The organism is Collinsella sp. HCP3S3_E5, from assembly GCF_052067635.1.
GTDB lineage: Bacteria > Actinomycetota > Coriobacteriia > Coriobacteriales > Coriobacteriaceae > Collinsella.
On the sequence record NZ_JBQHQF010000013.1, the window covers coordinates 16566 to 40611 of the forward strand.

16 protein-coding genes and 1 tRNA gene are annotated in these 24046 nt (G+C 57.5%); 9 read left to right on the top strand and 8 right to left on the bottom strand.

Features of this window, described 5'->3' with window-relative positions; genetic code table 11:
• Positions 1-467: 467 nt before the first annotated feature.
• Positions 468-2555, top strand: a complete 2088-nt coding sequence (locus ACTM82_RS05385; RefSeq protein ID WP_154517961.1) for a glutamine synthetase III family protein — start codon at positions 468-470, stop codon at positions 2553-2555.
• A 570-nt stretch (positions 2556-3125) separates the two neighbouring features.
• Here the strand turns inward: ACTM82_RS05385 and ACTM82_RS05390 are convergent.
• The 4 genes from ACTM82_RS05390 to ACTM82_RS05405 all read right to left on the bottom strand — a co-directional run bounded on the left by ACTM82_RS05390 (position 3126) and on the right by ACTM82_RS05405 (position 7844).
• A tRNA-Glu gene (locus tag ACTM82_RS05390) sits at positions 3126-3202 on the bottom strand.
• 299 nt (positions 3203-3501) lie between these two features.
• Positions 3502-5679: a MurT ligase domain-containing protein gene (locus tag ACTM82_RS05395; RefSeq protein ID WP_441055156.1), complete on the bottom strand. Its 2178-nt coding sequence runs from the start codon at positions 5677-5679 to the stop codon at positions 3502-3504.
• Positions 5680-5724: 45 nt separating this feature from the next.
• Positions 5725-6768, bottom strand: a complete 1044-nt coding sequence (locus tag ACTM82_RS05400; protein ID WP_441055154.1) for a hypothetical protein — start codon at positions 6766-6768, stop codon at positions 5725-5727.
• Positions 6768-7844 (bottom strand): hypothetical protein, encoded by a 1077-nt coding sequence (locus ACTM82_RS05405; protein WP_154517956.1) that lies wholly within the window; start codon positions 7842-7844, stop codon positions 6768-6770. The genes ACTM82_RS05400 and ACTM82_RS05405 overlap by 1 nt, the downstream gene beginning before the upstream one ends.
• Positions 7845-8344: 500 nt before the next feature.
• Here ACTM82_RS05405 and ACTM82_RS05410 point away from each other — a divergent pair, with 500 nt between their 5' ends.
• The 5 genes from ACTM82_RS05410 (at position 8345) to ACTM82_RS05430 (ending at position 13770) form a co-directional block, all read left to right on the top strand.
• Positions 8345-9559, top strand: coding sequence for an iron-containing alcohol dehydrogenase (locus ACTM82_RS05410; protein WP_117794788.1), 1215 nt, complete (start codon positions 8345-8347; stop codon positions 9557-9559).
• Between the two features lie 152 nt (positions 9560-9711).
• On the top strand, positions 9712-10779 hold the full coding sequence (locus ACTM82_RS05415) for a glycerol dehydrogenase (RefSeq protein WP_441055152.1): 1068 nt from the start codon (positions 9712-9714) through the stop codon (positions 10777-10779).
• A 151-nt stretch (positions 10780-10930) separates the two neighbouring features.
• On the top strand, positions 10931-12184 hold the full coding sequence (locus ACTM82_RS05420; protein ID WP_154517950.1) for a 4Fe-4S binding protein: 1254 nt from the start codon (positions 10931-10933) through the stop codon (positions 12182-12184).
• 114 nt (positions 12185-12298) lie between these two features.
• Positions 12299-13375 (top strand): redox-regulated ATPase YchF, encoded by a 1077-nt coding sequence (ychF, locus tag ACTM82_RS05425; RefSeq protein ID WP_441055150.1) that lies wholly within the window; start codon positions 12299-12301, stop codon positions 13373-13375.
• An 11-nt stretch (positions 13376-13386) separates the two neighbouring features.
• Positions 13387-13770 (top strand): DUF1648 domain-containing protein, encoded by a 384-nt coding sequence (locus ACTM82_RS05430; protein WP_427719441.1) that lies wholly within the window; start codon positions 13387-13389, stop codon positions 13768-13770.
• Between the two features lie 9 nt (positions 13771-13779).
• Here ACTM82_RS05430 and ACTM82_RS05435 read toward each other — a convergent pair whose 3' ends face one another.
• The gene (locus ACTM82_RS05435) at positions 13780-14169 is read right to left on the bottom strand and encodes a hypothetical protein (protein ID WP_441055148.1); all 390 of its coding nucleotides are present in this window, start codon (positions 14167-14169) and stop codon (positions 13780-13782) included.
• A 76-nt stretch (positions 14170-14245) separates the two neighbouring features.
• On the opposite strand from ACTM82_RS05435, the gene ACTM82_RS05440 reads away from it, so the two are divergent.
• Positions 14246-14464: a helix-turn-helix domain-containing protein gene (locus ACTM82_RS05440; protein WP_427719445.1), complete on the top strand. Its 219-nt coding sequence runs from the start codon at positions 14246-14248 to the stop codon at positions 14462-14464.
• 317 nt (positions 14465-14781) lie between these two features.
• Here the strand turns inward: ACTM82_RS05440 and ACTM82_RS05445 are convergent, their stop codons facing one another.
• Complete coding sequence (locus ACTM82_RS05445) at positions 14782-15795, bottom strand: asparaginase (protein WP_441055146.1); 1014 nt, start codon at positions 15793-15795, stop codon at positions 14782-14784.
• Between the two features lie 268 nt (positions 15796-16063).
• On the opposite strand from ACTM82_RS05445, the gene guaA reads away from it, so the two are divergent.
• Positions 16064-17662 (top strand): glutamine-hydrolyzing GMP synthase, encoded by a 1599-nt coding sequence (guaA, locus tag ACTM82_RS05450; RefSeq protein WP_441055144.1) that lies wholly within the window; start codon positions 16064-16066, stop codon positions 17660-17662.
• A gap of 266 nt (positions 17663-17928) precedes the next feature.
• On the top strand, positions 17929-19845 hold the full coding sequence (locus ACTM82_RS05455) for a hypothetical protein (RefSeq protein ID WP_441055142.1): 1917 nt from the start codon (positions 17929-17931) through the stop codon (positions 19843-19845).
• Here the strand turns inward: ACTM82_RS05455 and ACTM82_RS05460 are convergent.
• Together ACTM82_RS05460 and ACTM82_RS05465 are read right to left on the bottom strand one after the other, a co-directional pair.
• Positions 19842-20717 carry an MYG1 family protein gene (locus tag ACTM82_RS05460; RefSeq protein WP_441055140.1) on the bottom strand — a complete coding sequence of 292 codons (876 nt, stop codon included), beginning with the start codon at positions 20715-20717 and terminating at the stop codon, positions 19842-19844. The genes ACTM82_RS05455 and ACTM82_RS05460 overlap by 4 nt on opposite strands.
• 24 nt (positions 20718-20741) lie before the next feature.
• Positions 20742-24041: a hypothetical protein gene (locus ACTM82_RS05465; RefSeq protein ID WP_441055138.1), complete on the bottom strand. Its 3300-nt coding sequence runs from the start codon at positions 24039-24041 to the stop codon at positions 20742-20744.
• Positions 24042-24046 lie beyond the last annotated feature (5 nt).

The following is a 24046-nucleotide window of genomic DNA, read 5'->3' on the forward strand; positions in this document are numbered from 1 at the left end:
ATGTGTTGTAAGGATTCTACAGCACCGCTGCGCTACGGTGGAGTTTTACTCGCTATTTGGAAATATCAATCGAAGATGTTTCGCTATCGGCATTCCCTATAACAGCGTAGCTAATTTGGAGCTTTTTTACCCCATCAACCAGGTACGCAGGGTAGTCTTTTTGGGACGGGGCTTTTTTAGCTACCCAATCTGGCGCCTCCAAAGCTTGAGACCATATTTAAATAGGGCAGCTAAAAAAGCCCCGTCCCAAAAAGACTACCCGTAAACCATGCGGAGAGGTCTGCAATTTATACAGTTGATTGACTGTTGAGGGTGGCAACATCGCCGCGATGCGGTAACCTCATTGATTAGTTTCGCGACGGCAACATAACGGTAATGTCGCGGAAACACGTCGAGTCTAAGCTATGACTCGTTCGTTAGTAATCAACACCGCTTCTCACGCGGTGCCGATACGAAGGGAGTTCCGTATGGCCGAACTTACTGACCGCTTCGGGACCATGGTGTTCTCTGAGGAAGTCATGAAGGACTACCTCCCCAAGGACATTTGGAAACGCCTTGCTGCAACCCTCGAGGACGGTGAGCCGCTCGACCTGGATGTGGCCAACGCCGTTGCCCATGCCATGAAGGTTTGGGCCATCTCCAAGGGCGCGACGCACTACGCGCACTGGTTCCAGCCGCTTTCGGGCATTACTTCCGAGAAGCACGACAGCTTCCTCGAACCCAACCACGACGGCACCGCTATTACCAAGTTTACGGGAAAGAACCTCATCCAGGGCGAGCCGGACGCCTCCAGCTTCCCCAACGGCGGCCTGCGTGCCACCTTCGAGGCCCGCGGCTATACCGCTTGGGATCCCACCAGCCCCGCCTTTATCAAGGACGATGTCCTGTGCATCCCCACGGCTTTCTGCTCCTACACGGGCGAGGCCCTGGACAAGAAGACCCCGTTGCTGCGCTCCATGACCGCGCTCTCGCGTGAGTCCAAGCGCGTTTTGGCGCTGTTTGGTAAGACCCCCAAGAAGGTCGTTCCTTCCGTGGGCGATGAGCAGGAGTACTTCCTGATCAAGAAGGACGCTTACCGCAAGCGCAGGGACCTGGTCATCACCGGCCGCACCCTCTTTGGTGCTGCTCCCTGCAAGGGCCAGGAGCTCGAGGAGCACTACTTTGGCGCTATCCGCCCCACCGTCTCGGCCTATATGAAGGACCTGGACGATGAGCTGTGGGCGCTTGGCATTCCCGCCAAGACCAAACACAACGAGGTCGCTCCCTGCCAGCATGAGCTCGCCCCCGTCTATGGCGAGGTCAACGAGGCCATCGACCAGAATCTGGTCATGATGGAGAAGATGAAGCTCATCGCCTCCCGCCACGATTTGGTCTGCCTGCTGCACGAGAAGCCCTTCGAGGGCATCAACGGTTCGGGCAAGCACAATAACTGGTCGCTTGGCACCGAGTCCGAGAATCTGCTCGATCCGGGCGACACCCCGCTCGACAACCTGCAGTTCATCGTCTTCCTCACCGCGGTGATCGAGGCCGTCGATAACTACCAGGAGCTCCTGCGTGCCTCCGTTGCCTCGGCCGGCAACGACCATCGTCTGGGCGCCAACGAGGCTCCTCCGGCGATTATGTCCATCTTCCTGGGCGACCAGCTTACCGAGGTCGTCGAGAAGATCATCGATGGCAAGGCTTCCGTCCATGCCACGCGCGGCGTGCTCGACCTGGGCGCCGATACCCTGCCCAAGCTGATGCAGGACAACACCGACCGCAACCGCACCTCTCCGTTCGCCTTCACCGGCAACAAGTTCGAGTTCCGTGCCTGCGGCTCCGAGCAGAACGTCTCCGACTCCAACCTGGTGCTCGATGCCGCCGTGGCCAAGTCGCTCAAGTCCTTCGCCGACGCACTCGAGGGTACGCCCGAGGATAAGTTCCAGGACGCCGCGCTCGAGTACTGTAAGAAGGTGCTGACCGATCACCAGCGCATCCTGTTCTCCGGCGACGGTTACTCCGACGAGTGGCCCATCGAGGCCGAGAAGCGCGGCCTTGCCAACAACAAGACCACGGCCGACGCTCTTCCCGCCTTTGTTTCCGATAAGGCTATCGCGCTCTTTGAGGAGACGGGCGTTCTGACCAAGGCCGAGGCTCAGTGCCGCTACGACTGCAAGCTCGAGAAGTACAACAAGCTCATGAACATCGAGGCTACCACGATGATTCGCGAGGCACGTCGTACCTATCGTCCGGTCATTACCGCCTATGCCACCAAGGTCGCTAAGGGCCTTGAGACAATTCGTGCCGCCGGTGCTGAGGCCGCCATGCAGTGCGAGCAGAACACGCTCAACAAGCTCTGCAACGGTATCACCGCCATCAACGACTCCATCAAGGCGCTCGACGCCGTGCATCAGAAGGCCGAGGCTCTCGATGGCCAGGAGCAGGCCAATGTGTATGCACACGAGGTCGTTCCCGCTATGGATACGCTGCGTGCCTCCGTGGATGCCATGGAGGAGATCGTGGCCGCCGACTACTGGCCGGTCCCGACCTACGACGACATCCTGTTCTACGTGTAGGGCATAGCCAACATATCGTCACGGTATTAAGCCGGGGTCCGCATCGCGCGGGCCCTGGCTTTTTGATTGCGAAGGACGCTTTGGAGTCCGTTTTGCCGCCGATTTGCCGGGGTCCGCACCCTGTCGGGTTCGAATCCCGGCGTTGGGGTAGAAAAAAGCCCGTCACCGCGGGGGTAACGGGCTTCTCGTTTCAAATGGTGCCCCCAGCGGGATATCCGCGTGCGGCTGGCGCCGCCCGCCTTCGCTGCGTCGCTCCGCTCCTTGCGTGCTGCGCTGGAAAACGCTTCGCGTTTCCTCAGCTCCGCACCCTGTCGGGTTCGAATCCCGGCGTTGGGTAGAAAAAAGCCCGTCACCGCGGGGGTAACGGGCTTCTCGTTTCAAATGGTGCCCCCAGCGGGATGTCCGCGTGCGGCTGGCGCCGCCCGCCTTCGCTGCGTCGCTTCGCTCCTTGCGTGCTGCGCTGGAAAACGCTTCGCGTTTCCTCAGCTCCGCACCCTGTCGGGTTCGAATCCCGGCGTTGGGGTAGAAAAAAGCCCGTCACCGCGAGGGTAACGGGCTTCTCGTTTTAAATGGTGCCCCCAGCGGGATTCGAACCCGCGATATCCACCTTGAAAGGGTGGCGTCCTTGGCCGCTAGACGATGGGGACAGCGGGAAAGAGTATAGCAGACTTTTTTATCCGTTCACATATCGTTGGCAAACTGAAAAACCACCACACAGGAGCTGGCCCTCTCCCCCCGATCTTCAAAAATCTCAATCTATAACATCTGGGCGGGTAAATCGGCCTTATCTGTTACAGATTGAGACAAAATGCAGGCGTCGGGACGAACGTCTCAATCTGTAACAGTAAGACGACCTTTGGTGGTCTAGATGTTACAGATTGAGACAAACCGATGGGACGGGTCAAAACCACCACAAAGATGCCTGTCCCTTTGTGGTGGCGGGGCGTTAGGGGAGGAGCTTCATCGCGGCGTCGTGGGCGGCGTGCTCGTAGGTGTCGTCGAGGGGCTTGAGCGGCAGCAGGGCGGCGGCCTGTGCATCGCCACGGCGCTCGAGGGCATGGGCGATGAGCCAGTCGGCGAGCTCGGGGTTCTTGGGCAGTGCCGGTCCGTGTAGGTACGTGCCGATGACGCCCTTGTAGATGAGGCCCTCAAAGCCATCGTCGCCGTTGTTGCCGGTGCCCGTGACGACAGATGTTCCGAGCGGCGTGGCCTCTGCATCGAGCAGGGTGCGGCCGCCGTGGTTCTCGAACCCCACAAAGGGCTCGGGTGCCAGGTCGGTCTTGACGGCGACGTTGCCTATCAGGCGGTCGGAGCCGCGCACGGTCTCGGCGGCGATGACACCTAGACCCTCGATGCGATTCTCGCCCATATAGTACGAACGACCGAGCAGCTGATAGCTGCCGCAGATAGCGAGCAACGAGCCGCCGTCCTCAACATATGTCGCAACCTTGTCCTTTTGAGCGAGCAGCTCGTGTGCCACAGCCAACTGATCGCGGTCGGCACCGCCGCCCATCATGACGATGTCGGCGTCGGTAAGATCGAGCGTCTCGCCCATGCGGACCTCGTCCACGCGCGCGGGAATGCCGCGCCAGGCGCAGCGGCGCTCGAGGGCGATGACGTTGCCGCCGTCGCCATAGAGGTTGAGGGCATCGGGATACAGATAGACGATACGCAGCGGGCGCGGAAGCTCGACCGGCGCAATATCGGTGGGGACGGCGCTGCCATCGGTGCGTGTTACGGCGCAGGAGGCAACCGAGCTCGCATCGGCTTCTTTAAGTCCGTCGAGCTCTTTGACCAGCGGCGGGAATGCCGTGTAATTGGCGACGGCATAGAAGGTGTCATCGGCTGCCTCATCTGCCACGGCGCCGATCGCCTGCTCGATATTCGAGATGATGGCGGCGTCGATGCCGGCGTACTTCAGGCGCACCTGCATGTCGTGCGCGCGCGTACCCCCGGCAAAGGCGATAAGCCCTGGGGTATCGGCGATGCGCTCGAAGTCGACGTCGTAGATCCACGAGACATCGTGGCCGTCGGCGTCGTTGTCATTCAGGAAGAAGGCGCAGAGTCTGCCGCCTGCCGTTTTAATGGACTGGATCTGGCGATCGAAGCCCACGGGATTTTTGGCCAGGTTTGCCTCGACGGTACGGCCGGCAATCTCCCAGCGGCCCATGCGTCCGCCGGCGGGGACGTAGGCATCGAGCGTGGGCTGCAGATGCACTGCGTCCACGCCCAACTCGCGCGCCGCAAAGAAGGCGGCGGCAACGTTGTAGACCATGTACAGGCCGTTGTAGCGCGTGGCGATGTGCGTTGCGGGCGCTTTTGCCTCGGGTCCAAAGGTCAGGTCAAAGCCGTAGCCGTCGCAGCCGAGCTCAACGCCTGTCACGCGACGGACCAGCGCGGGGCGACTCCAACCGCACGAAGGACAATGATAGGCGCCGAGCTGGCCGTACTGCACATAGTCGTACTCCAGCGGCGCGTTGCATTGCGAGCAAAAACGCGAGTCGCTAATGCGATCGGACTCCGTGCCCGTGGCGCCGTCGATGCCAAAGGCGATGCTCACATTGGGGACGCGTGCGGCGATCGAGGCGCACAGCGGATCGTCGGCGTTATAGATGAGCGTCGTTGCCGGCGAAAGCTCCAGCGCGTGGGCGATGACGTCCTGGGTGTGGTCGATCTCGCCGTAGCGGTCCAGCTGGTCGCGGAACAGGTTGAGCAGCACAAAGTAGGTCGGCTTGAGCTTGGGCAAGACGCGCACCGTGTAGAGCTCGTCGCACTCAAAGACGCCTGCGCGCTTGCTGCTGGCGGCACGCTTAAGATCGCTGCGGCCCTCGAGCAGGGCACCCACCACGCCCGGCTCCATGTTGTTGCCGGCGCGGTTGCATACCACGGTGGCGCCGCTGGCGGCAACGGCGTCGGCGATGAGGTTGGAGGTGGTGGTCTTACCGTTGGTGCCGGTGACCACCACGCTGCGGTCGACAAGGCTCGCGAGGTCGCTTAGCAGCTCGGGGTCGATCTTCATGGCGATGCGGCCGGGGAGTACGCCGCCCTGGCGCTTAAGGATGGAGCGCAGCCCCCAGCGGGCGATATCGCTCGAAGTGCAGGCGAGAGATGAGCGGAAGTTCATGAAGCCGTTCCTAACGTGAATGACATGGTCGTGGCGATCGTGCCGTTAAAAGCCATAACGGCGCGCAAATTCCTGGGCAAGCTGCGATACGTCTTCGCAAGCGTTGGCCCAGGGGGCAAAGTCGGGAGTATCCGAGATGATACCGTCGGCCTCCCAAACTGCCTGGTGCGAAAGGTCCCAGGGGTCGTGCGGCTCGGGCCGGCAGGGAAGGTACGGCGTCTGATACATGGGGTTCAGCAAAAAGAACGCGCCGCCCTCGCAGCGGTTGGCAAACTCACGCAGGGCGCGTGTCGCCGGGCGCATCTTGTTTGTTTTGAACAGCAGGATCGTGCGGGCGAGTAGGTACCAGGGGGAGTTCTCGAGGGCATCGGCCCCCATCTGCTCCTCGAGCTGGTGGGCCAGGGCAAAAAAGCCGTCCTCGTCTTCCAGACGAGCGAGGGCGAGTAGCACGGTGCCGGCAGCTCGGGTGGGATAGCCTTCCGCCTTAAGAACACGGCGAGAATAGTTGACGGCAGCACGGTAGCGAGCGCTCGCCATGCACAGCTGCGAGATGGCCTCGAGCGTGTGGAGCCACCCGATAAGCGCCGGCTCGCTCACGGTGAGATCGGCCGCCGTCACGCCGTCTGCCAGCACCTTGTTGGCCCAGTAGTGCGGAGCCTCCATGTCGAATCCGGGCACGCTTTGCCGTAGGTAATCGGCTGTGGTCGCCTCGAGCTTCATCAGGTCGCCCAGGCAGGCGTCGACGGGCGTGTCCGCCAAAATGATGGCAAGCAGCTGGGCATCGACTGCCAGCGCATCGACGCGGACGATCTTGAGCAGCTCATCGCGCATATCGTCGAACAGGCGGTTGCGCGTCTGCTCAAACTCCTCATCGCTGCCCATATCCTCGATACGATGGAGCTCGTCGAGCAGGTGGCGGTGAACACCGGCATAGGAAAGCAGTGCCTGGGCATGCTCGGTCTGCGCATACTTATGGGGGTTGACGCTTACGTCGTTATGGACAAGATCGCGTGCTGCATCGGTGAGTTCGGGGTGCGACGCAACGTAGGCGCGCTCCAGGTAGGCGGGGATGTAGACGCTCGGATCCATTAGAGGTCTCCTCCCTTAAACGGCAAGCCCTGCTCGGCCGCCCGCAGGATGCGCTCGTCAATCTGGGAACGCACGATATCGTTGGTGGCGACCCAGGCAGCAAAGCTGGCGTTGTCGGGGGCGCCCAAGCCCTCCTGCAGTACCGGCGTCGCTTCGGACAGCGCAAGGACAAGCTCGTCGGTGGAGCCCACGCCCACGTTGACGCGGGCATAGACGCCATCGGGAAACTCGGTTTGAAAGTAAAGCGCCTCGGCTGCGTGCGGGCACGAGCGCGCAAGGATGCGCAAGTAGTGTTCGGCGCCCTCGTAGTCCAGCTCGCGCCAGGCAGCGCTCATCAGCGCGATGAGCGTCCACGGGTCTAAGTCGCGCTCCGCGTCCTTGGGACGACGGCGCAGCGGCGTGTTGGCAAGATAGGGGACGGAGTGGGCAGAGCGAAAGCGTTTGAGCTCCTCGGCGGGGTATTCGAGTTTTGCCATGGCGAGCATCGCAGTGTGGCGGACACCGGCCGGATCGTTGGGGGCAAAGTCCAGGCTGCGGTTTGCGGTTTCGAGCGACAGGCGGTAACGGCCGCTAATGAGGGCGCGCGACGCAAGGGCGGCAAGCCAGCGCAGGTAGGGGCGGCGTGTAAGGTCGCCTGCGGCCTCGCGCTCGTAGGGGTCCTGCGCCGAGGCGATCTTGAGTGCCAGGTCGTGCTCGACTTCATCGCGCTTGGATACCAAGTACTGTACGTACTCCTCGTTGGAGTTAGCGGTGAGGGCGGTCAACATGCGCTGAGCGTCCCAGTTGGTCGGGTCGAGTGCGGCTGCCTCGCGAAGCATGTTTTCGGCAGCGGTCTCTTCTTGCTCTGCCTGGGTATCGTCAGGGATAAAGGGAATGCGGTAGTCGACAGCCTCGACTACCTTGGCAATCAGATGTCCGGCGCGGTCGCGGTCGTGCACGATGAGCGGCGCGGGGTTGCGGGTGAATTGTTCCATCAGACGCTCTACGGCAGGGCCGTCGGTGAGCGGGATATTGTCGCGGCGCAAGGCCTCAAGAACGAGGCGATGGCAATCTTCTTGAATGGGATCGAATGCCATGGGGCCTCCTTTGCTGCGGTTAGGGTTCAAATGTCTCTATATAAGGTTCTAGTTTACCCGCATGAGGCACATTGGGAGTGCCGCACTTGGACATGCACCTTTGCACCACGAAGACGGATGTCGCACAAATGTCGGCACCTTGGACGACCGAGTGGTATCACGGTGCCGCAAACGGTCGATTTTTGGCGGCGAACGGTGTGTCTTTTGGAGGGGCACAGTCCTGCCCTGGATATGTGGTCAACCTTGATAAAACGTTTGCCCAGCTTGGGAGTATGAATGCCGCATAAGGGTCTTCAGGGATAGAAAAAACGTTTCATCATTGTCGACTTTCGGTAAATAACTGACCAACCAGAACGGTAAAATACTATTTGTCTGAGCGTTGAGACGTTTAGACATCGCGCATTGTCATCGCCGGCAACGCGCAAAACGGTCCTAACGGAGCCAATCGGGTGCTCCGTTATATACGCAAGTCTAAGAGGGGCTTGTTTAGGAGGCACAGTATGGGACGTTTTACCAATCCTCGCGATCTGTACTTTGGTGAGGGCGCTCGCCACGAGGTGAAGAACCTCAAGGGCAGCAAGGCCATCATCGTGACCGGCGGCGGCTCCATGCGCCGCGGCGGTTTTTTGCAGGACGTCGAGGCCGACCTCAAGGAGGCCGGTTTCGAGGTCAAGCTGTTCGAGGGCGTCGAGTCCGATCCGTCCGTCGAGACGGTCATGAAGGGCGCCGAGGCCATGACCGAGTTCCAGCCCGACTGGATTATCGCCATTGGCGGTGGCTCGCCCATCGATGCCGCTAAGGCTATGTGGCTGTTCTACGAGTATCCCGAGGAGACCTTCGAGGAGGCAGTCGTCCCGTTCTCCTTCCCGGAGCTCCGTCAGAAGGCTCACTTCTGCGCCATCTCCTCTACCTCCGGCACCGCTACCGAGGTCACCGCGTTCTCCGTCATCACCGACTACGCCAAGGGCATCAAGTACCCGCTGGCCGACTTCAACATCACCCCTGATGTCGCCATCGTCGACCCCGAGCTCACCTACACCATGCCCGCCAAGCTGTGCGCTCACACCGGTATGGACGCTCTGACTCACGCCATCGAGGCCTACGTCTCCACCGCTGGCTCCATGTACACCGACGCCAACGCCCTGCATGCTATCCGCGAGATCGTCGAGTGGCTGCCCAAGTCCTATCAGGGCGATCATGAGGCCCGTCAGCACATGCACGACGCCCAGTGCATCGCCGGCATCGCCTTCTCCTCGGGTCTGCTGGGCATTGTCCACTCCATGGCTCACAAGACCGGTGCCGCCTTTGAGGGCGACCACATCATCCACGGTTGCGCCAACGCCATGTACCTGGGCAAGGTCATCCAGTTCAACGCCAAGGACGCTCGCGCCAAGAGCCGCTACGCCTTCATCGCCAAGGAGATCCTGCACCTCGCCGGCGAGACCGAGGACGAGCTGGTCGAGGCTCTGGTCCAGGAGATTCGCGACCTCAACGACAAGCTCGACATCCCGCAGGGCATCAAGAACTACGGTGCCAAGGGCGTGAAGGCCGACGAGTCCATCATCGATTACGATGAGTTCGAGGCTAAGAAGCACGACGTTGCCGCCAACGCCATCCTCGACGCCTGCACGGGCTCCAACCCGCGCCAGCCGTCTCAGGAGGAGATGGAGCAGCTGCTCGAGTGCGTCTACACCGACACCCCGGTCACGTTCTAATCGGCACACATTGTACTGGTAAGGGTCTCGCGCTCTGTGCGCGGGACCCTTTTTGCTATGGCGCAATCTAACCTGTCCTCAATGCGCCAAGTTGCCACAAGGGGACAGGTGGCTTTGCACCAATCGTTGTTTGATGAAGGGCGGATTCTCGTATGGCGCTTCCTATGGTTTATGGCGGTCCCGGCCGGTATGTTCAGGGGCCGGGCGAACTTTCGCGTCAGGGCAGATATTTGTCATGGTTGGGCTGCGCTGCCTATGTCTTGTTTGACCAGGGCACCGAGGATCGGCTGTGCAGGCAGATCGTCGATGGATTTCTGGACGAAGATCTAAGCGAGCCGTTCTTTAAGATTTATGACGGTCCGTGTACGGAAGATGCCGTTGTCGAAATGGCCAAGGAAGCCCAGGCCGAGTGTTGCGACATGGTGGTCGGCATCGGTGGTGGCAAGATGCTCGACATCGCCAAGGCCGTTGCGTTTTATGCTGAACTGCCGTTGTGCGTATGCCCCACGGCGGCTTCGATGGACGGCCCGTGCAGCGCGATTTCGGTGCTGTATCACGAGGATGGGTCGTTCGACCGCTATCTGATGCTCGAGAAGAATCCAGACCTGGTCGTGGTCGATACCAACGTGGTCGCGGCAGCTCCGCTGCGTATGACGGTCGCTGGTATGGGCGACGCGCTGGCAACGTACTTCGAGGCGCGTTCGTGCGCCGCGGCGCACGGTACCAACGAGCACGGTGGCGCGTCGGGACACTTGGCCTTGGTTGTGGCTCGTGCCTGCTATGACACACTCATGGAGTGCGGCGTCGCTGCCAAGCGCGATCTTAAAAAGGGTCGTATATCGCCGGCGGTTGAGCGCCTGATCGAGTGCAATATCCTACTCTCGGGCGTCGGCTTTGAGAGCGGTGGCTTGGCGTTGGCGCATGCCATTGCCAACGGCCTGACGATTCTGCCCGAGTGCAAGGCCATGCACGGTGAGGCCGTGGCATTTGGCCTGGTGGTGCAGCTTCGTTTGGAGCGCGCGCCCGAGCTTGATCAGGTGCTCGAGTTTTGCCAGCGCGTGGGTCTGCCGACGACACTCGAGGAGCTGGGCCTTGGTGAGATTTCCGATGCCGACCTGCTGAGCGTTGCGGACGCAACTTTTAAGAACGAGCGCAATATGGCTAACGAACAGGCCAAGGTGACCAAACAAAAGCTCGTGCAGCTCATGTGCGAGGCATAGCTTGGCGCTTGATTGACCTTGTGCAATCGAGGCGGCGATAGGCCGTAGGCTATTTGTCTCAAAGATGCGCCGCATGTAATTTGCCCGAGGCGTGGGTCGATGGCGTATCATTATCTCTTGCTTGTTTGCACTGCTCAGGGAGGGGCCGCGCATGGCGCAGGAACACGATCTGTTTGATGACATTATCGAGATTAGCAAGGGTTTCGACTTTCTTAAAAACCCGCTTGGCGGTGTGACCGATGCGCTCGATCCGTCGGCGCCGCAGTGGAATCCTGCCGACTACAAGGAGCGTCCGCGCGGCAACACCATTCCGTGCCTGACCTGCAAAAACGAAAAGAGTGGCTGCTCCGCGTGCATGGATGTGTGCCCGGTCAACGCTATCGAGGTCGAGGAAGACTCCATCGAGATTCTCGACTCCTGCCGCAAGTGCGGCCTGTGCGCCGCTGCCTGTCCGACCGAGGCAATCATCTCGCCGCGCCTGGCGCCCAAAAACCTGTATGACGACATTGTCTCGGCGGCAACGAGCCACGAGACCGCCTACGTCACCTGCACACGCGCCCTCAAGCGCATGCCGCGCGAGAACGAGGTCGTCGTTGCCTGCGTGGGAGATATTACGGCCGAGACCTGGTTCTCGGTACTGGCGGACTATCCCAACGTGAGTGTGTACCTGCCCCTGGGCGTGTGCGATAAATGCCGCAACACCGGCGGCGAGGATATCCTGGGCGAAGCGATTGCGAAGGCTGAGGAGTGGTCTGGCACGGGTATGGGCCTGGAGGTCGACCCCAAGAGCCTCAAGTGCCATAAGCTTCGCGAGTACGAGCGCAAGGAGTACATGGAAAAGATTGCCCGCACGACGGGTCTGACGGTGACCAAGCTCAACCCGGCGACGGCGGCTCTGGCCTCGGTGACGCAGAAGTTGAAGGCCCATCGCCATCAGATTACCCAGCTGGAGCGCACGCTCAACACCATGTGCGGCACCACGACGGCAAAGCGTCGCCGTTCGCTCACGCATGGGCGGCAGCTGGTGCTTTCGACACTGCAGAACCATCCCGAGCTTGCCCAGAACATGCAGGTGAGCACGCCGGAGTGCGATTTTGACAAGTGCACGTCGTGTGGCGAGTGCGTCAATGTATGCCCCACGTTCGCCTGCGATTTGGTGGGAAGCGGCCGCTTCGCGTTGGAGTCCACGTATTGCTTGGGCTGCGGCGCCTGTGTCAAGGTTTGTCCCGAACATGCGCTCAAGCTGGTCGAACACGATGCGTCCAACTTGGTTGTCGTCGACCCCGAAGCCGAGGAAAAGGCCGCTCAGAAGGCCAAAGCCCACGAAGAGGCCCAAAAGGTAAAAGCCGAGGCGAAGGCCAAGCTCGACAAGATGCTCGACCAGGTGGAGAAGCTCGCGGACTAGCCAGCTACCCCAATCTTTGCTTCATTTGCGCCGCCGCGGTGTCCGGATTCGCCCGGATGCTGCGGCGGCGCTATACTTATGCAGTTTGAAGTACCAGTACCAAAAGGAGCTGTCGTGTCCCTTTCCATCGGTATCGTGGGCCTGCCCAACGTGGGCAAGTCGACGCTGTTCACCGCGCTTACCAAAAAGACCGGCCTTGCCGCCAACTACCCGTTCGCCACAATCGACCCCAACGTGGGTATCGTCGATGTGCCCGATAGCCGCCTGCAAAAGCTCGCCGACATCGTCAAGCCTGGCCGCATTGTGCCGGCTACGGTCGAGTTTGTCGACATCGCGGGCCTGGTGAAGGGTGCCAACGAGGGCGAGGGCCTGGGCAACCAGTTCTTGGCAAACATTCGCGAGACCGACGCTATCTGCGAGGTCGTGCGCTATTTTAAGGATCCCAACGTCATGCGTGAGGTGGGTCGCACGGGCGAGTTCGTCGATCCCGCCGGCGATGCCGACACCATCATGACCGAGCTTATCCTGGCCGACATGGGCACGCTCGAGAAGCAGCTGCCTAAGCTCGAGAAGGAGGCCAAGCGCGACAAGGAGCTCATGCCCAAGTTTGAGGTCGCCAAGCGCCTGCTCGCCTGGCTCAACGAGGGCAAGCGCGCCGCGTCCATGGAGATGACCGACGAGGAGCGCGCCGCTGCCAAGGGCCTGTTCCTACTCACCATGAAGCCCATCTTGTATGTGGCCAACGTGGACGAGGACATGCTCAACGAGGACCTGGCGCCCATCGATGGCGTCAAGCCGCTGCCGATCTGCGCCAAGATCGAGGCCGAGCTTTCCGAGCTCGATCCCGAGGATGCGGCCGACTACCTGGAGAGCCTGGGCCTGGAGCAGCCCGGCCTGGACGTGCTCGCGCAGGCAGCCTACAAGCTGCTCGGTCTGCAGTCGTTCTTTACGGCTGGCGAGATGGAGGTCAAGGCCTGGACGGTGCGTCAGGGCGCGACCGCCCCGCAGGCCGCCGGTGTCATCCATACCGACTTTGAGCGCGGCTTTATTAAGGCCGAGGTCATTGGCTATGACGACTACATCGAGCTCGGTGGCGAGCAAGGCGCCAAGGCTGCAGGCAAGCTGCGCATCGAGGGCAAAGAGTATGTCATGGCCGATGGCGACGTCGTGCACTTCCGCTTTAACGTGTAAGGACGGCGAGCATGTTTAAATATGGAAAAAAAGCTGGCTACATGGGCATCGCGCTGCTGGTGCTTGCAGTGCTTCCGCTGGTGGTCGCAGCGTTTGTAATCCCCAACATTGGTCCCGAGGTGGCAACAAAGTTTAACGCAGCCGGTGAGGTGACGCGCTGGGGCAAGAGCTACGAGCTGCTGGCATTGCCGGTACTCAACCTGCTGCTGAGCGTGGCGACGTACTTTACGGCGGGACGCCAGGCCAAGAACAATGAGGACTCCGCCGCCATGGCGCGCATCGTGTGCGAGCGCTACCTGCGAAACGGCTGCATCACGGGCGTATTCCTCAACGTAATTAACGTCTACTTTATGTATTCGGCGATTACCGGCACAGGCTTTGGCCTGGGCTTTTAGCTTGCGCCTTTAGGCAACGAGCCTGCAAGCATATTCGATGGCTGCTGCGAGGCCGCCGCTCGATCGTGGTTGAAAGACCACATCGGCGGCGGCCTCGTTTTCGTATCCGGCACCGTGAAGGCAGAGCGCGATACCGGCTTCCAAGAGAAGGGGCAGGCCACACTGGCTGGTTGCGATTACGGCAGCCTGATTGAGTGAGCAGCCGTGCGCTTGGCATTGGATGGCAAGTTCACCTTGCGCCGGGCAAGGGACCAAAACGGCGGCGACGCGACTTGATAGCAATGCAAATGCTGTGCGCTCATCGGGAGAAAGGCATTCTGCTTCAACGACGACGAGCTTGGGCGGTGCGCTGTTTGTGCGAAGCGTGGCTCGGTACATGCGGACCGAAGAACCCGACATAGAAAACTCCTGTATATTGGGCAAAACGTAAACTATAGTTTACGTTTTTGTTTTGCTCCATTTCAAACTCGTCTGCATGAACGAACATGCGAAACAGATTCTTGGCGAGCGAGTCGAGCGGACGCGCAAGGCCCTTGGTATCTCCAAGGTCGATTTTTGCGTGGCGGTTGGTATCAGCCGACCTTATCTCGATCAAATCGAAAGCGGAACGGCAAACAGCACGCTCGAGATTTTATTTAAACTTGCGCCCGCGCTTGGCATGACGGTGTCAGAGCTTCTCGAGGGCATTGAGTAGGCGTTTTTGCTAGATTTGTCGTTTGCTGAACGGGTCCCCCCGACGGCGGCGTGCAAAAACCCGAGTATTCAGCATCCCTCAATAAATTGGCAGCAACCGAAGGCGCAAATACGATGCTTGCTGTTTTGGATTATCCACAAAATTCATTATTATGAGGAATAATAGACGCGTGGGACGAGCCTATCGAACCGAAAAGCGATTTACAGCTAGCGGTTTTAACGTTTCCGGAAGGGGCGGGTGCTGAAAACTCCGCTTTTTGCACGTTCCGAGAGGTACCACGTGCCCTACAAGGCCCAAAGAGGCGGATTTTGTTTTAGCTACACCATCGGGATGCGGTCATGGTTGACTTGGCTGTAGAACAGGCGCTGAATTTCGGCCGCATCACGTGACTGGCCGAGCGCCCACATGGTCTTGGCCACGAGCGTTTCGGTGGTCATATCGTCGCCGCGCAAAATACCCGGATGGTCGGCGTAGGCACGGCCGACCTCATAAACACCCAGATCGAGGCCCTCTTCGGGGACCTGTGTGGTCATAACGACGGTGCGACCCGAATCGACCCAGCGGAAAATTGCTTCTTGGAACGACTCGCCCGACTCACCAAACTCGGGAATACCGCCAATGCCAAAGGTCTCCAGAATTACGGCGTCGTAGCTATCGGTCAGGGCGTCCAATATGCCTGGATTCACGCCGGGCGTGAGCTTAAGGACAAACACGCGCGGGTCGATACGGTCGTAGAAACGAACCGGGCTCTCATTCTGGTGGGTGCCGTGGAGCCCGTTGCGTACGATGCGGTCGTTGCGGATGTAGACAATGGGCGGATAGTTGACGCTGATGAACGCGTTAAAGCTCATGGTGCGCTGCTTGCGGGCGCGCGTGCCGGCGATGGCCACGCCGCCAAACACGATTGAGACGTCGTGCGAATGCTCGTCGAGCGCATAGAGCAGGCTCTGGTACAGATTGAGTTTGGCATCGGTAAAGGGGTTGCCCATGGGCTTTTGCGAGCCGGTGAGCACGATGGGCTTGGGGCTGTCCTGAATCAGGTAAGAAAGCGCCGCCGCGGTGTAGCTCATGGTGTCGGTGCCGTGCAGAATCACGAAGCCGTCGTGGTCAGCATAACCCTCGACGATGACGTCGCGGATCCGCATCCAGTCACTGGGACGCATATTGGTGCTGTCGATGTTCATGGGCTGCACGACGTCGAGCTCGCAGAGGCCCGAGATCTCGGGGACGCTCTGGGCGAGCTCCTCACCGGTCAGGGCGGGGGAGAGGCCGTTGCCGTCCTCGGTCGATGCGATGGTGCCGCCCGTGGCGATGAGAAGGATGCGCTTCATGTTGGTGTTCCTATCGTATTTGCCGCCCCAGAGGCGGAGTCGTTCGGCAGTATTGTGGCACAGGGCGTCCAATGTTCAAACGTATTACATCATCTGTAACGTTTGGTAACACTTCAATTGCCGTCAAATAGGGGCCCTGGTCGTGCGTTTGCCGTGCGCTGATGGCTGCGAGGGGCGAGAAACCCCATATAACGTGTACACTATGGAGGTTATTTTCGTTTATTCGCGCGGGTGGGCATCGGCTCCCCGCCAACAAGAGGGGGAAACCATGGATCAAAAGGCTTCCGCAAAGGTCCTCGTACTCGACTTTGGTGCGCAGTACGGTCAGCTCATTGCCCGTCGCGTCCGCGACCTCAACGTGTATTCCGAGATTGTTCCCTGCGACATCTCGGCCGATGAGATTCGCGAGATGAACGCCTCTGCGCTCATCCTTTCCGGCGGCCCGGCCTCCGTGTATGCCGAGGACGCTCCGTCCATCGATCCTGCCATCTTTGACCTGGGCCTTCCCGTCCTGGGCTTCTGCTACGGCCATCAGATCACGGCCGTGACGCTCGGCGGCAAGGTCGGCCACTCAGAGGTGGGCGAGTACGGCCGCGCCACTATTACGCGCACTGCCGGCGCCAAGCTCTTTAACTCCACGCCCATGCAGCAAACCGTGTGGATGAGCCACCGCGACGCCGTGTCCGAGGCGCCCGAGGGCTTTACCGTTACCGCCAGCACCGACGTGTGCCCGGTTGCCGCCATGGAGTGCCCCGAGCGCAAGATTTTCACCACGCAGTTCCACCCCGAGGTCAAGCACTCCGAGTACGGTCAGCAGCTGCTGAGCAACTTCCTGTTTGAGATCTGCGGTCTGGAGCCCAACTGGAGCATGGACAACCTGGTCGAGACCATGACGGCCGAGTTCCGCGAGAAGGTCGGCGACGACCGCGTGATTCTGGCCCTGTCCGGTGGCGTCGACTCCTCCGTCGTGGCTGCGCTGGGCGCTCGCGCCGTGGGCAAGCAGATGACCTGTGTGTTCATCAACCACGGCCTGCTGCGCAAGGGCGAGCCCGAGCAGGTGGAGGAGGTCTTCACCAAGCAGTTCGATGTCGACTTTATCCACGTTCACGCCGAGGACCGTTATGCCGAGCTTCTGGCCGGCGTGACCGAGCCCGAGGAGAAGCGCCGCATCATCGGTACTCAGTTCTGGAAAGAGTTCTTCGCCGTGGCGCAGCAGCTCGAGACCGATGGCAAGCCGGTCAAGTATCTGGCTCAGGGCACCATCTACCCCGACATCATCGAGTCCGGCGCTCGCAAGACGGGCGGCAAGACGGCCACCATCAAGAGCCATCACAACCTGATCCCGTTCCCCGAGGGCGTACACTTCGACCTCATTGAGCCGCTTGATCACTTCTTTAAGGACGAGGTCCGCGCGCTTGGTCTGGCACTGGGCCTGCCGGGTCATATCGTGTTCCGTCAGCCTTTCCCGGGCCCGGGTCTGGCCATCCGCATCATCGGTGCGGTCGACAAGGAGAAGCTCGAGATCCTCAAAAACGCCGATGCCATCGTGCGCGAGGAGCTCGACGCCTACAACCAGCGCCTGTTTGAGCAGACCGGCGAGCGCAACTCCGAGCACAGCTGCTGGCAGTATTTCGCGGTCCTGCCCGACATCAAGTCCGTTGGCGTTATGGGCGACGAGCGCACCTATCAGCGCCCGATCATCCTGCGTGCCGTCGAATCCAGTGATGCCATGACCGCCGACTGGGCCAAGCTGCCCTACGATGTGCTGGCCCGCATTTCCGGCCGCATCGTTGCCGAGGTCCCCGGCGCCAACCGCGTGTGCTATGACATCACGTCCAAGCCGCCCGCGACCATTGAGTGGGAATAGCCGACCCCAGTTTTTGTCGGACAAAGCCATCCGCGGCGTATCGTAGAGTGTCGCAGCGTACGGGAGAAACGCAAAGCCCCTAGCAACTTGGGGGAATAAATTGAAGGAGATACCCCCGATTTCCACCTGGAATCGGGGGTATCTTTTACCCTTTTGACCTGCTCCAGTTATGCAAACCCAGCTGAAATATAATTTATCTGATAGTGCTGAGCTTGGTTTTGGAGTCTAAATTGAAGAGCAATGTGATTCTCTGCGTTCTAAATCGAATGTTCCCCGTCAAGAACGACGACGGGAGCTACTCGCTGCCCAAAGAAGAAGGCTACTACTCCCAAGATCAGAAAAAGACTTTTGCAGGCATCCAGGCAAATGAGGCTCCCGTAAAAAGCCTCATCCAGAAAGCTCACGATAAAGGTTGCGAGATTAGCGAGATCATATATCTCTGCTCTAATAAGTGCTTTGACGCCACCGTGCCTGCAAGCGCACTGGAAGGGATTAAAACCTTTGACAACAACACGGATGAGCGGATTTCGGCAGAGTCGTTCTTCGTTGAGCGCATAGCGGAATTCTGTCGCGAAAACAACATCCCGCTCCCCGCATTCAATCCCGTGCCTTACATCCCTTCTCGCCCGGCGGACTCCCTTCCCACGCTGAATGAGTATCTTGACGGTACTTACGAGGTATCCATCGATATTACCGGTGGTCGCCGCGATGCCGTCATCTTGCAGACTCTTGCGATTCAGCTGCTCGAAATGCAATCTTCGAGCAACACAACCGGAGACGTGGTTTACGCCAATTACGAGGACAGGCAGATCGTCAGCCAGAACTCGACCTTCGGCCTTGTCGACCTCATCAATGCAGTCGATTCCTTCACGAGTTACGGTCGCGCGGATCAGCTATGCGCGTTCTTTGAAAACAAAAAGTTTGTTTCAAATGAGACGCTCGACCTCTGCAAGAAGATGGAGGCATTCTCCGATGCGCTCGCCGTCTGTCAGGTTGACGATATCGACGTCCGCGTAAAGGCCGTGCAGAAGGCCATGTCTACCGTTGACACCGCTCTGAACGAACGCAAGAAGAACTTTGAGCTCGTCTCCGATGCAATTAACGCCCTTGACGACCCCGACGGATGGATCAGTGAATGGACTCTGGATGAGGCCCTGGATAACATCCGTGAAGCAGGGCTTCCCATTGACCTGTGCACCAACAACCTTGAAGAGCTGAGGGAAGGCCTCGAAAAAGCACGCTTGAGCTATACGATTATTCGTGGAGAGCTTTTGCTTCATAGCCTTATTCCCACGATGCAGAAGAAGTTCATCCCCGAAACCGATGACAACGACAGGCTTATCACCAACGCAATCATTTGGTGCGTTAACCACCAAATGATTCAGCAGGCAATGTGCATTTATAGAGAGAAGATTTCCGAATGCTTGCTCCACTTCGGCTTCTTTACTCCAACGGGCTATTTCAATAATCTCGGCCCTGAAAAGCAGCATGAGATTGCCGTGGACCTTGGTACCAAATGCAGTGTTGGCAACAGCAGCAAGTACCCATATAAGACGCTCTATTTCTTTGAGAAGCCGAAGTATGGCCCCGACTACAACGATTACTTCACAATCAACGAACAGAAGGCCGGCCAGCTCCACACAATTATGACTTGGTACAAATACCTGCATGGCACCCGTAACAAGATTATGCATGTCGACTCAACGCAAGATTCTCTGCCCTACAAGTTCTCCTGCGTTTATCTTGGCAAGGAGATTGGTGGCAGAATCGACATCCATCAGCTCAAATCAGACATCCTAACTGCGCTGAAATGCATCAAGGAGCCTAGCCCATACGATCAAATTGCATGGAACTCCGCCTATGAAAAGGCGAAGACAGCAGATTCGGGCAAGCCGGCATCTGCCCCCAAGGCAGCTTATTCGACCAAATCGGATGATAGTTCAGGAGCTGTTGCCAGTGTAATGGAACTACAACTCCTGCTCATGAAGTTTGCCGGAAGCGCACGTGAGGTTGTGTTTAGCGAATTCAACCAGTGGTGCAATCAGGAAGAGAAGAAGCAGCTTAGCAAAGAAGCACTGGGGCTTGATAAGACAAAGCCCTTCTACCAAGGCCTATGCGACAAGTTCGGCAATAAATTCTCCTGGCGAAAAGACGGAGAAACGCTCTATCTAAAATTCCGCTAACGATCACTCGCGATCGCGATGGCGCCCTCGAGGGATTCGGCGCTTCCCGTAAAGCCGGTCCTATGGCAGAAAATGGCGTCAGACACGCCCGTCGCATCTTGCAGTTCTTTTCCGGACAAGCCCCACCACTTCGATGGAGCGTTAACCCTTTGCGTAAGGCTACCAGGTCTTTCCTGCACCGCCTGCCAGCAGTACCCTCCTCGATCGCTGGGATAAACCACAAAAAGAATCTCCGATGCTTTCACGTTCCTAGACGTAAACAGTGCATCCTTCCATGGAAGGGGCTTGCATAGCTGCATGATGCCGTCGCTTGAAGTTTTGATCGCCTCTTCAACAAGCTGTCTCGAGCTCAACAGAGCAATGCCATGTTTGAAAACGTTGTCGAAAACTTGTCGGGCGAATTCGACGGCCATAAGAAAAGCGTCATCCGACGATTCGGTACTGTTCCACTCTGGATTGAAGCCAGCAATCATTTTGCTAAACGTATAGGCCTTGCTCATATCGCCGACGAAGGCAACAGTGCCGTTATCCCAAGCGTCAACACCTTGGACAAGCGTTTCATCAACGTAGTTCCAAAGCCATTCAGGGTCAGATGATTGCCCAACAATACCAGGGCCAAAATGCTTCCATAGCAAGCCAGCGGATGCATATGGAATTCCGTTATCGCGTGCGCCGTTGCCCCCAGGTTGATGGTGGTCGAACTCGCCGTATCCGATATCAAAAACGACGGCGTCATCCTTGCAGTTCTTCGAGACTTCATTGACTCTCGCGATGCGAACATCCCCAAGAGCCCGTTCAAGAATGACGCTCCCCAACACCTCATCAGCATGAAACACGCCTGCGTGCGTTATCGCATCACAAGAAAAATGCATATCATGTTCAATCAGAACAACTACTTACTCATCGTCCTCTGCAACACCGGTGACACGGATTGCACTAGCCGCCATATCACCTTCAAGATACACCCTCAGTGCATACAGAAGGTCTGGCGTTCTGTCATCGCTGGCCCTTGTGGAAATATCGAGTTTGAGTCTTGAAAAATAGTCATCGCCTCTGCTAACCGCATCAGCAATCAATAGGTTTACGGACTCGGAGAACTTGACAGTGCGGTCTTGTCCAGGTTGCAACAGCATTCTGATGCTTTCATCGCTGGATTCTCTGGTCCTGAGCAAGCCCATTAGGAGTTCTAGATAGCGAGTCATATGCGCCACATTCCTCTTGCGCTTGTTGGGATCTTTGTCTGCGCATAGCTCCTCTGTGTTTTTCCAAACCTTTGCCATTAGACAATCAAGGATTTCCTGGAGTTCTCCATACGAAAAGACGTGAACAAAGCCCTCGCTTCTCCAAATTGCATGCGCAAACGTTCTTAACGTAAAACCATTGTTCTGCGCAATGACTGCTTTAAATAGCTCTTTCTGCCAACCTTCGGAAAGATTTCCTAAAGCAAAACCCAGAGATTGTTCATCAAGTTTCTTGCTGTTTGCCATGCTAATAACGTAGCGGTTTACAATGGTAGGCATATCCTTACCCATGCAGCACATTAGAAAAACGACATCGCGCTTAAGCCAATCAGAGACATTGCTTGTCATGGTCAAGTTGTAGAGCCTAGTGATGACGTCTCCAATTTCGTTTCTGAACAGTGTCGGGCATTCGGAGTCGATGCAAGAGCGCCCATCGGCCCAGATGCGAATGAAAGGTACATACATGGCTGAGTGAATATATTTGGACGCATTCTGAGAGACGTTAAACGCAACATCCTCTCTTGACCATTCTTCTCTTGGGGCAACGTGCTTAGTGACGACTTTATCACCCTTCTTCTCCGTAAAGAAATAAAGGGTATCTCCTTCAGAAATCTTCGATGAGTCAACGCCATGCGCCAAACTGTTCTCGTGAATGAAATAGTCCTTCCCGTTTGGATTAGTCACAAAAGTAAATTGCTTACCATTCTTATCGCGTTTCCATCCGATTTTTACCGGGCCGCTCACAATGGAGGCGTTTATGGGAGAAACGATATCTAGCAATTTCCTTGTCGAGCTCAAAGCCCACTCGGTCAAATCGCTGTATTCCTGTCTCACTGGGTTGTAGTGTCGCAGAATTCCGGGCCATCCCTCAGATTCAGGATAGCCTGGTGCAGGGGCATCGTCGATTACGACGTCCTCCTTGAGCTGCCAGATTACATTTACCTTGCGATAGCGTTTGTCCCTAGGCTCGAACACGAGCTTGTATGGATCATCGGCACCATAGGTATATGTCATGATCAGGCGGCATTTAACATCCTCGGAATATGGGAAATCCTTAGATACAAGCTTAGCTTCGTATTCCAGCGCTTCTTCGTTAGCGCCCTGCAGCAAAGGCAAACGATATGCTTTCTTTCCCATAGGCAACGTGAACTCCTGAGGTACAGGAATCCTCACGGCTTTTCCTCGAACGGGCTGGACCGTGACATCCTTGCCAACAAAATAGAATGGCTGATAGAAGCCATTCATCATGACCTTGGTCATGAGTTCAGGGATTCTGTATCGCCACAGAGGAATATCTTTTACCTGGCGCTGAAGCTGATAAAGTTTGATGCCACCAGATACAGGCCTTCCATTGAGCCAAATAGCGCAATCGAAGCCATCAAGAGACAGGATTTGGTCGCGATCATCTTTGTGCGCAACGCCATAAGGGTTGCAATTTCTCGTCCACTCGCCACTTCTTCCAAGCATATAAATGCCCATATTGACGGAGTCAACCTCAACGTCACTGCTAATCAGTTCTGAAAAGCCCTTTTCCCAGATATAGCCATGAGTCTCAGGAAGTTCTTTTCTCAAATCAGCATCGTAACGAGCGACCATTTCGGTGAGGAAAGCCTTGCCGTTAATGCGTTCCACGACGGCAACCCTGTATCCATCGCGGCTGATCTTTGAATAGTCAATGTGCTTGACTACAGCAGCAACGGCGCACGGAAGCGGCTCAGCCTGCGAGAAACCAGAATTGATATTCCTTCGAACAAGATCCAGTTCGAAGTCGTTCATTGAGTCTGGCGTGAGCCAAATTAGTTTTCCGTTTCGGAAATGCTCCCTTAGTCTGAGGCTGAATGATCGAGACGCTTGGTTTAGCACCTCAGGAATCTGCTTTCCCCTATAGAAGAACATATCGCTGCATGTGACGGTGACAGAGCCCTCGCCTGCGTAAACGGCATCAGAATCAAAAAGCTCAAGATCAACGGCTTCGTCACCGTTATTCCATCGCTGCCAGAAGAAGCTGTCGGTAAGCTTGCCTTCCTGGGATGGCGTTGCATACACAGGATGAAGCTGTGTAAGGTCGAGGCAAACCGGTTCGTTAGTTTCAAAGAATTCCTTATCATGCGAGATACCGGCTGCCTGAATACATGGGAGAGTTTCGTCCCAAGGCACGATATCGAAGGCATTAAAGTCAACGAAAAGCGGCATGTCGGCATAAACGGTGTTGCCGCTTGCATAGCGCTTAGCCAGACCATCCCACTTCGTGCGAAGATCCCTGCGTTTCTGCAAATTCGCAAAATCGTTTTCAATGTCTTCTTCAATTGACTGCAACCAACGCCACGAATTCCACACACGGCGATAGTCACGATGCGATAGGAGTGTGTTGTTCGGCGCCAGGTTCTCCCAGCGGGCAATCTCCCTGATTCCGTCCTCGTTGAGCCAACGATAGATGGTTTGGAGTAGGTCCTCCGTTTGCCTGTCCTTCAAATACTTTTTTCTTAGCTCCAGCGCATCTGCAAGGGTCATCAAGTAGGTCTTCAGGAGCCTGTTTTCTGGTACGTCGATAGACTGGAAGTGTCTAACTGCCTGCATGTATGGTTTGTCAGCAAGCTTTTCCCTGATGTTTCTTCCAGGACGACGAGAAAGCGCAATAAAGCTTGCGGTATCAAGCTCGCGCACATCTCGAATCGGCAAATATGCGGATTCTCGTCTGGGTTCTTCGCTCAGGGCTTTCATGAGTCTTCGCGCGGCTTGCTCGCTATGGTCGGTAAGAAGCCAGAGGCGATCCTTCAGCACCTTTGACGGTTGCCTGTTCGCAATGCGATTAAGCGCCTTATTCAAGGACATGGGCAACGTCTCGCCGGTCTTCGGGTCGAAGTCGGCAAAGGACGCAAACCAATGGGACTGAAGCAGCAGCTCCTTGCTGTCCTTGTTTGTGCTAAACGATTTGTACAGTTCCTCTAGATTCATCAACA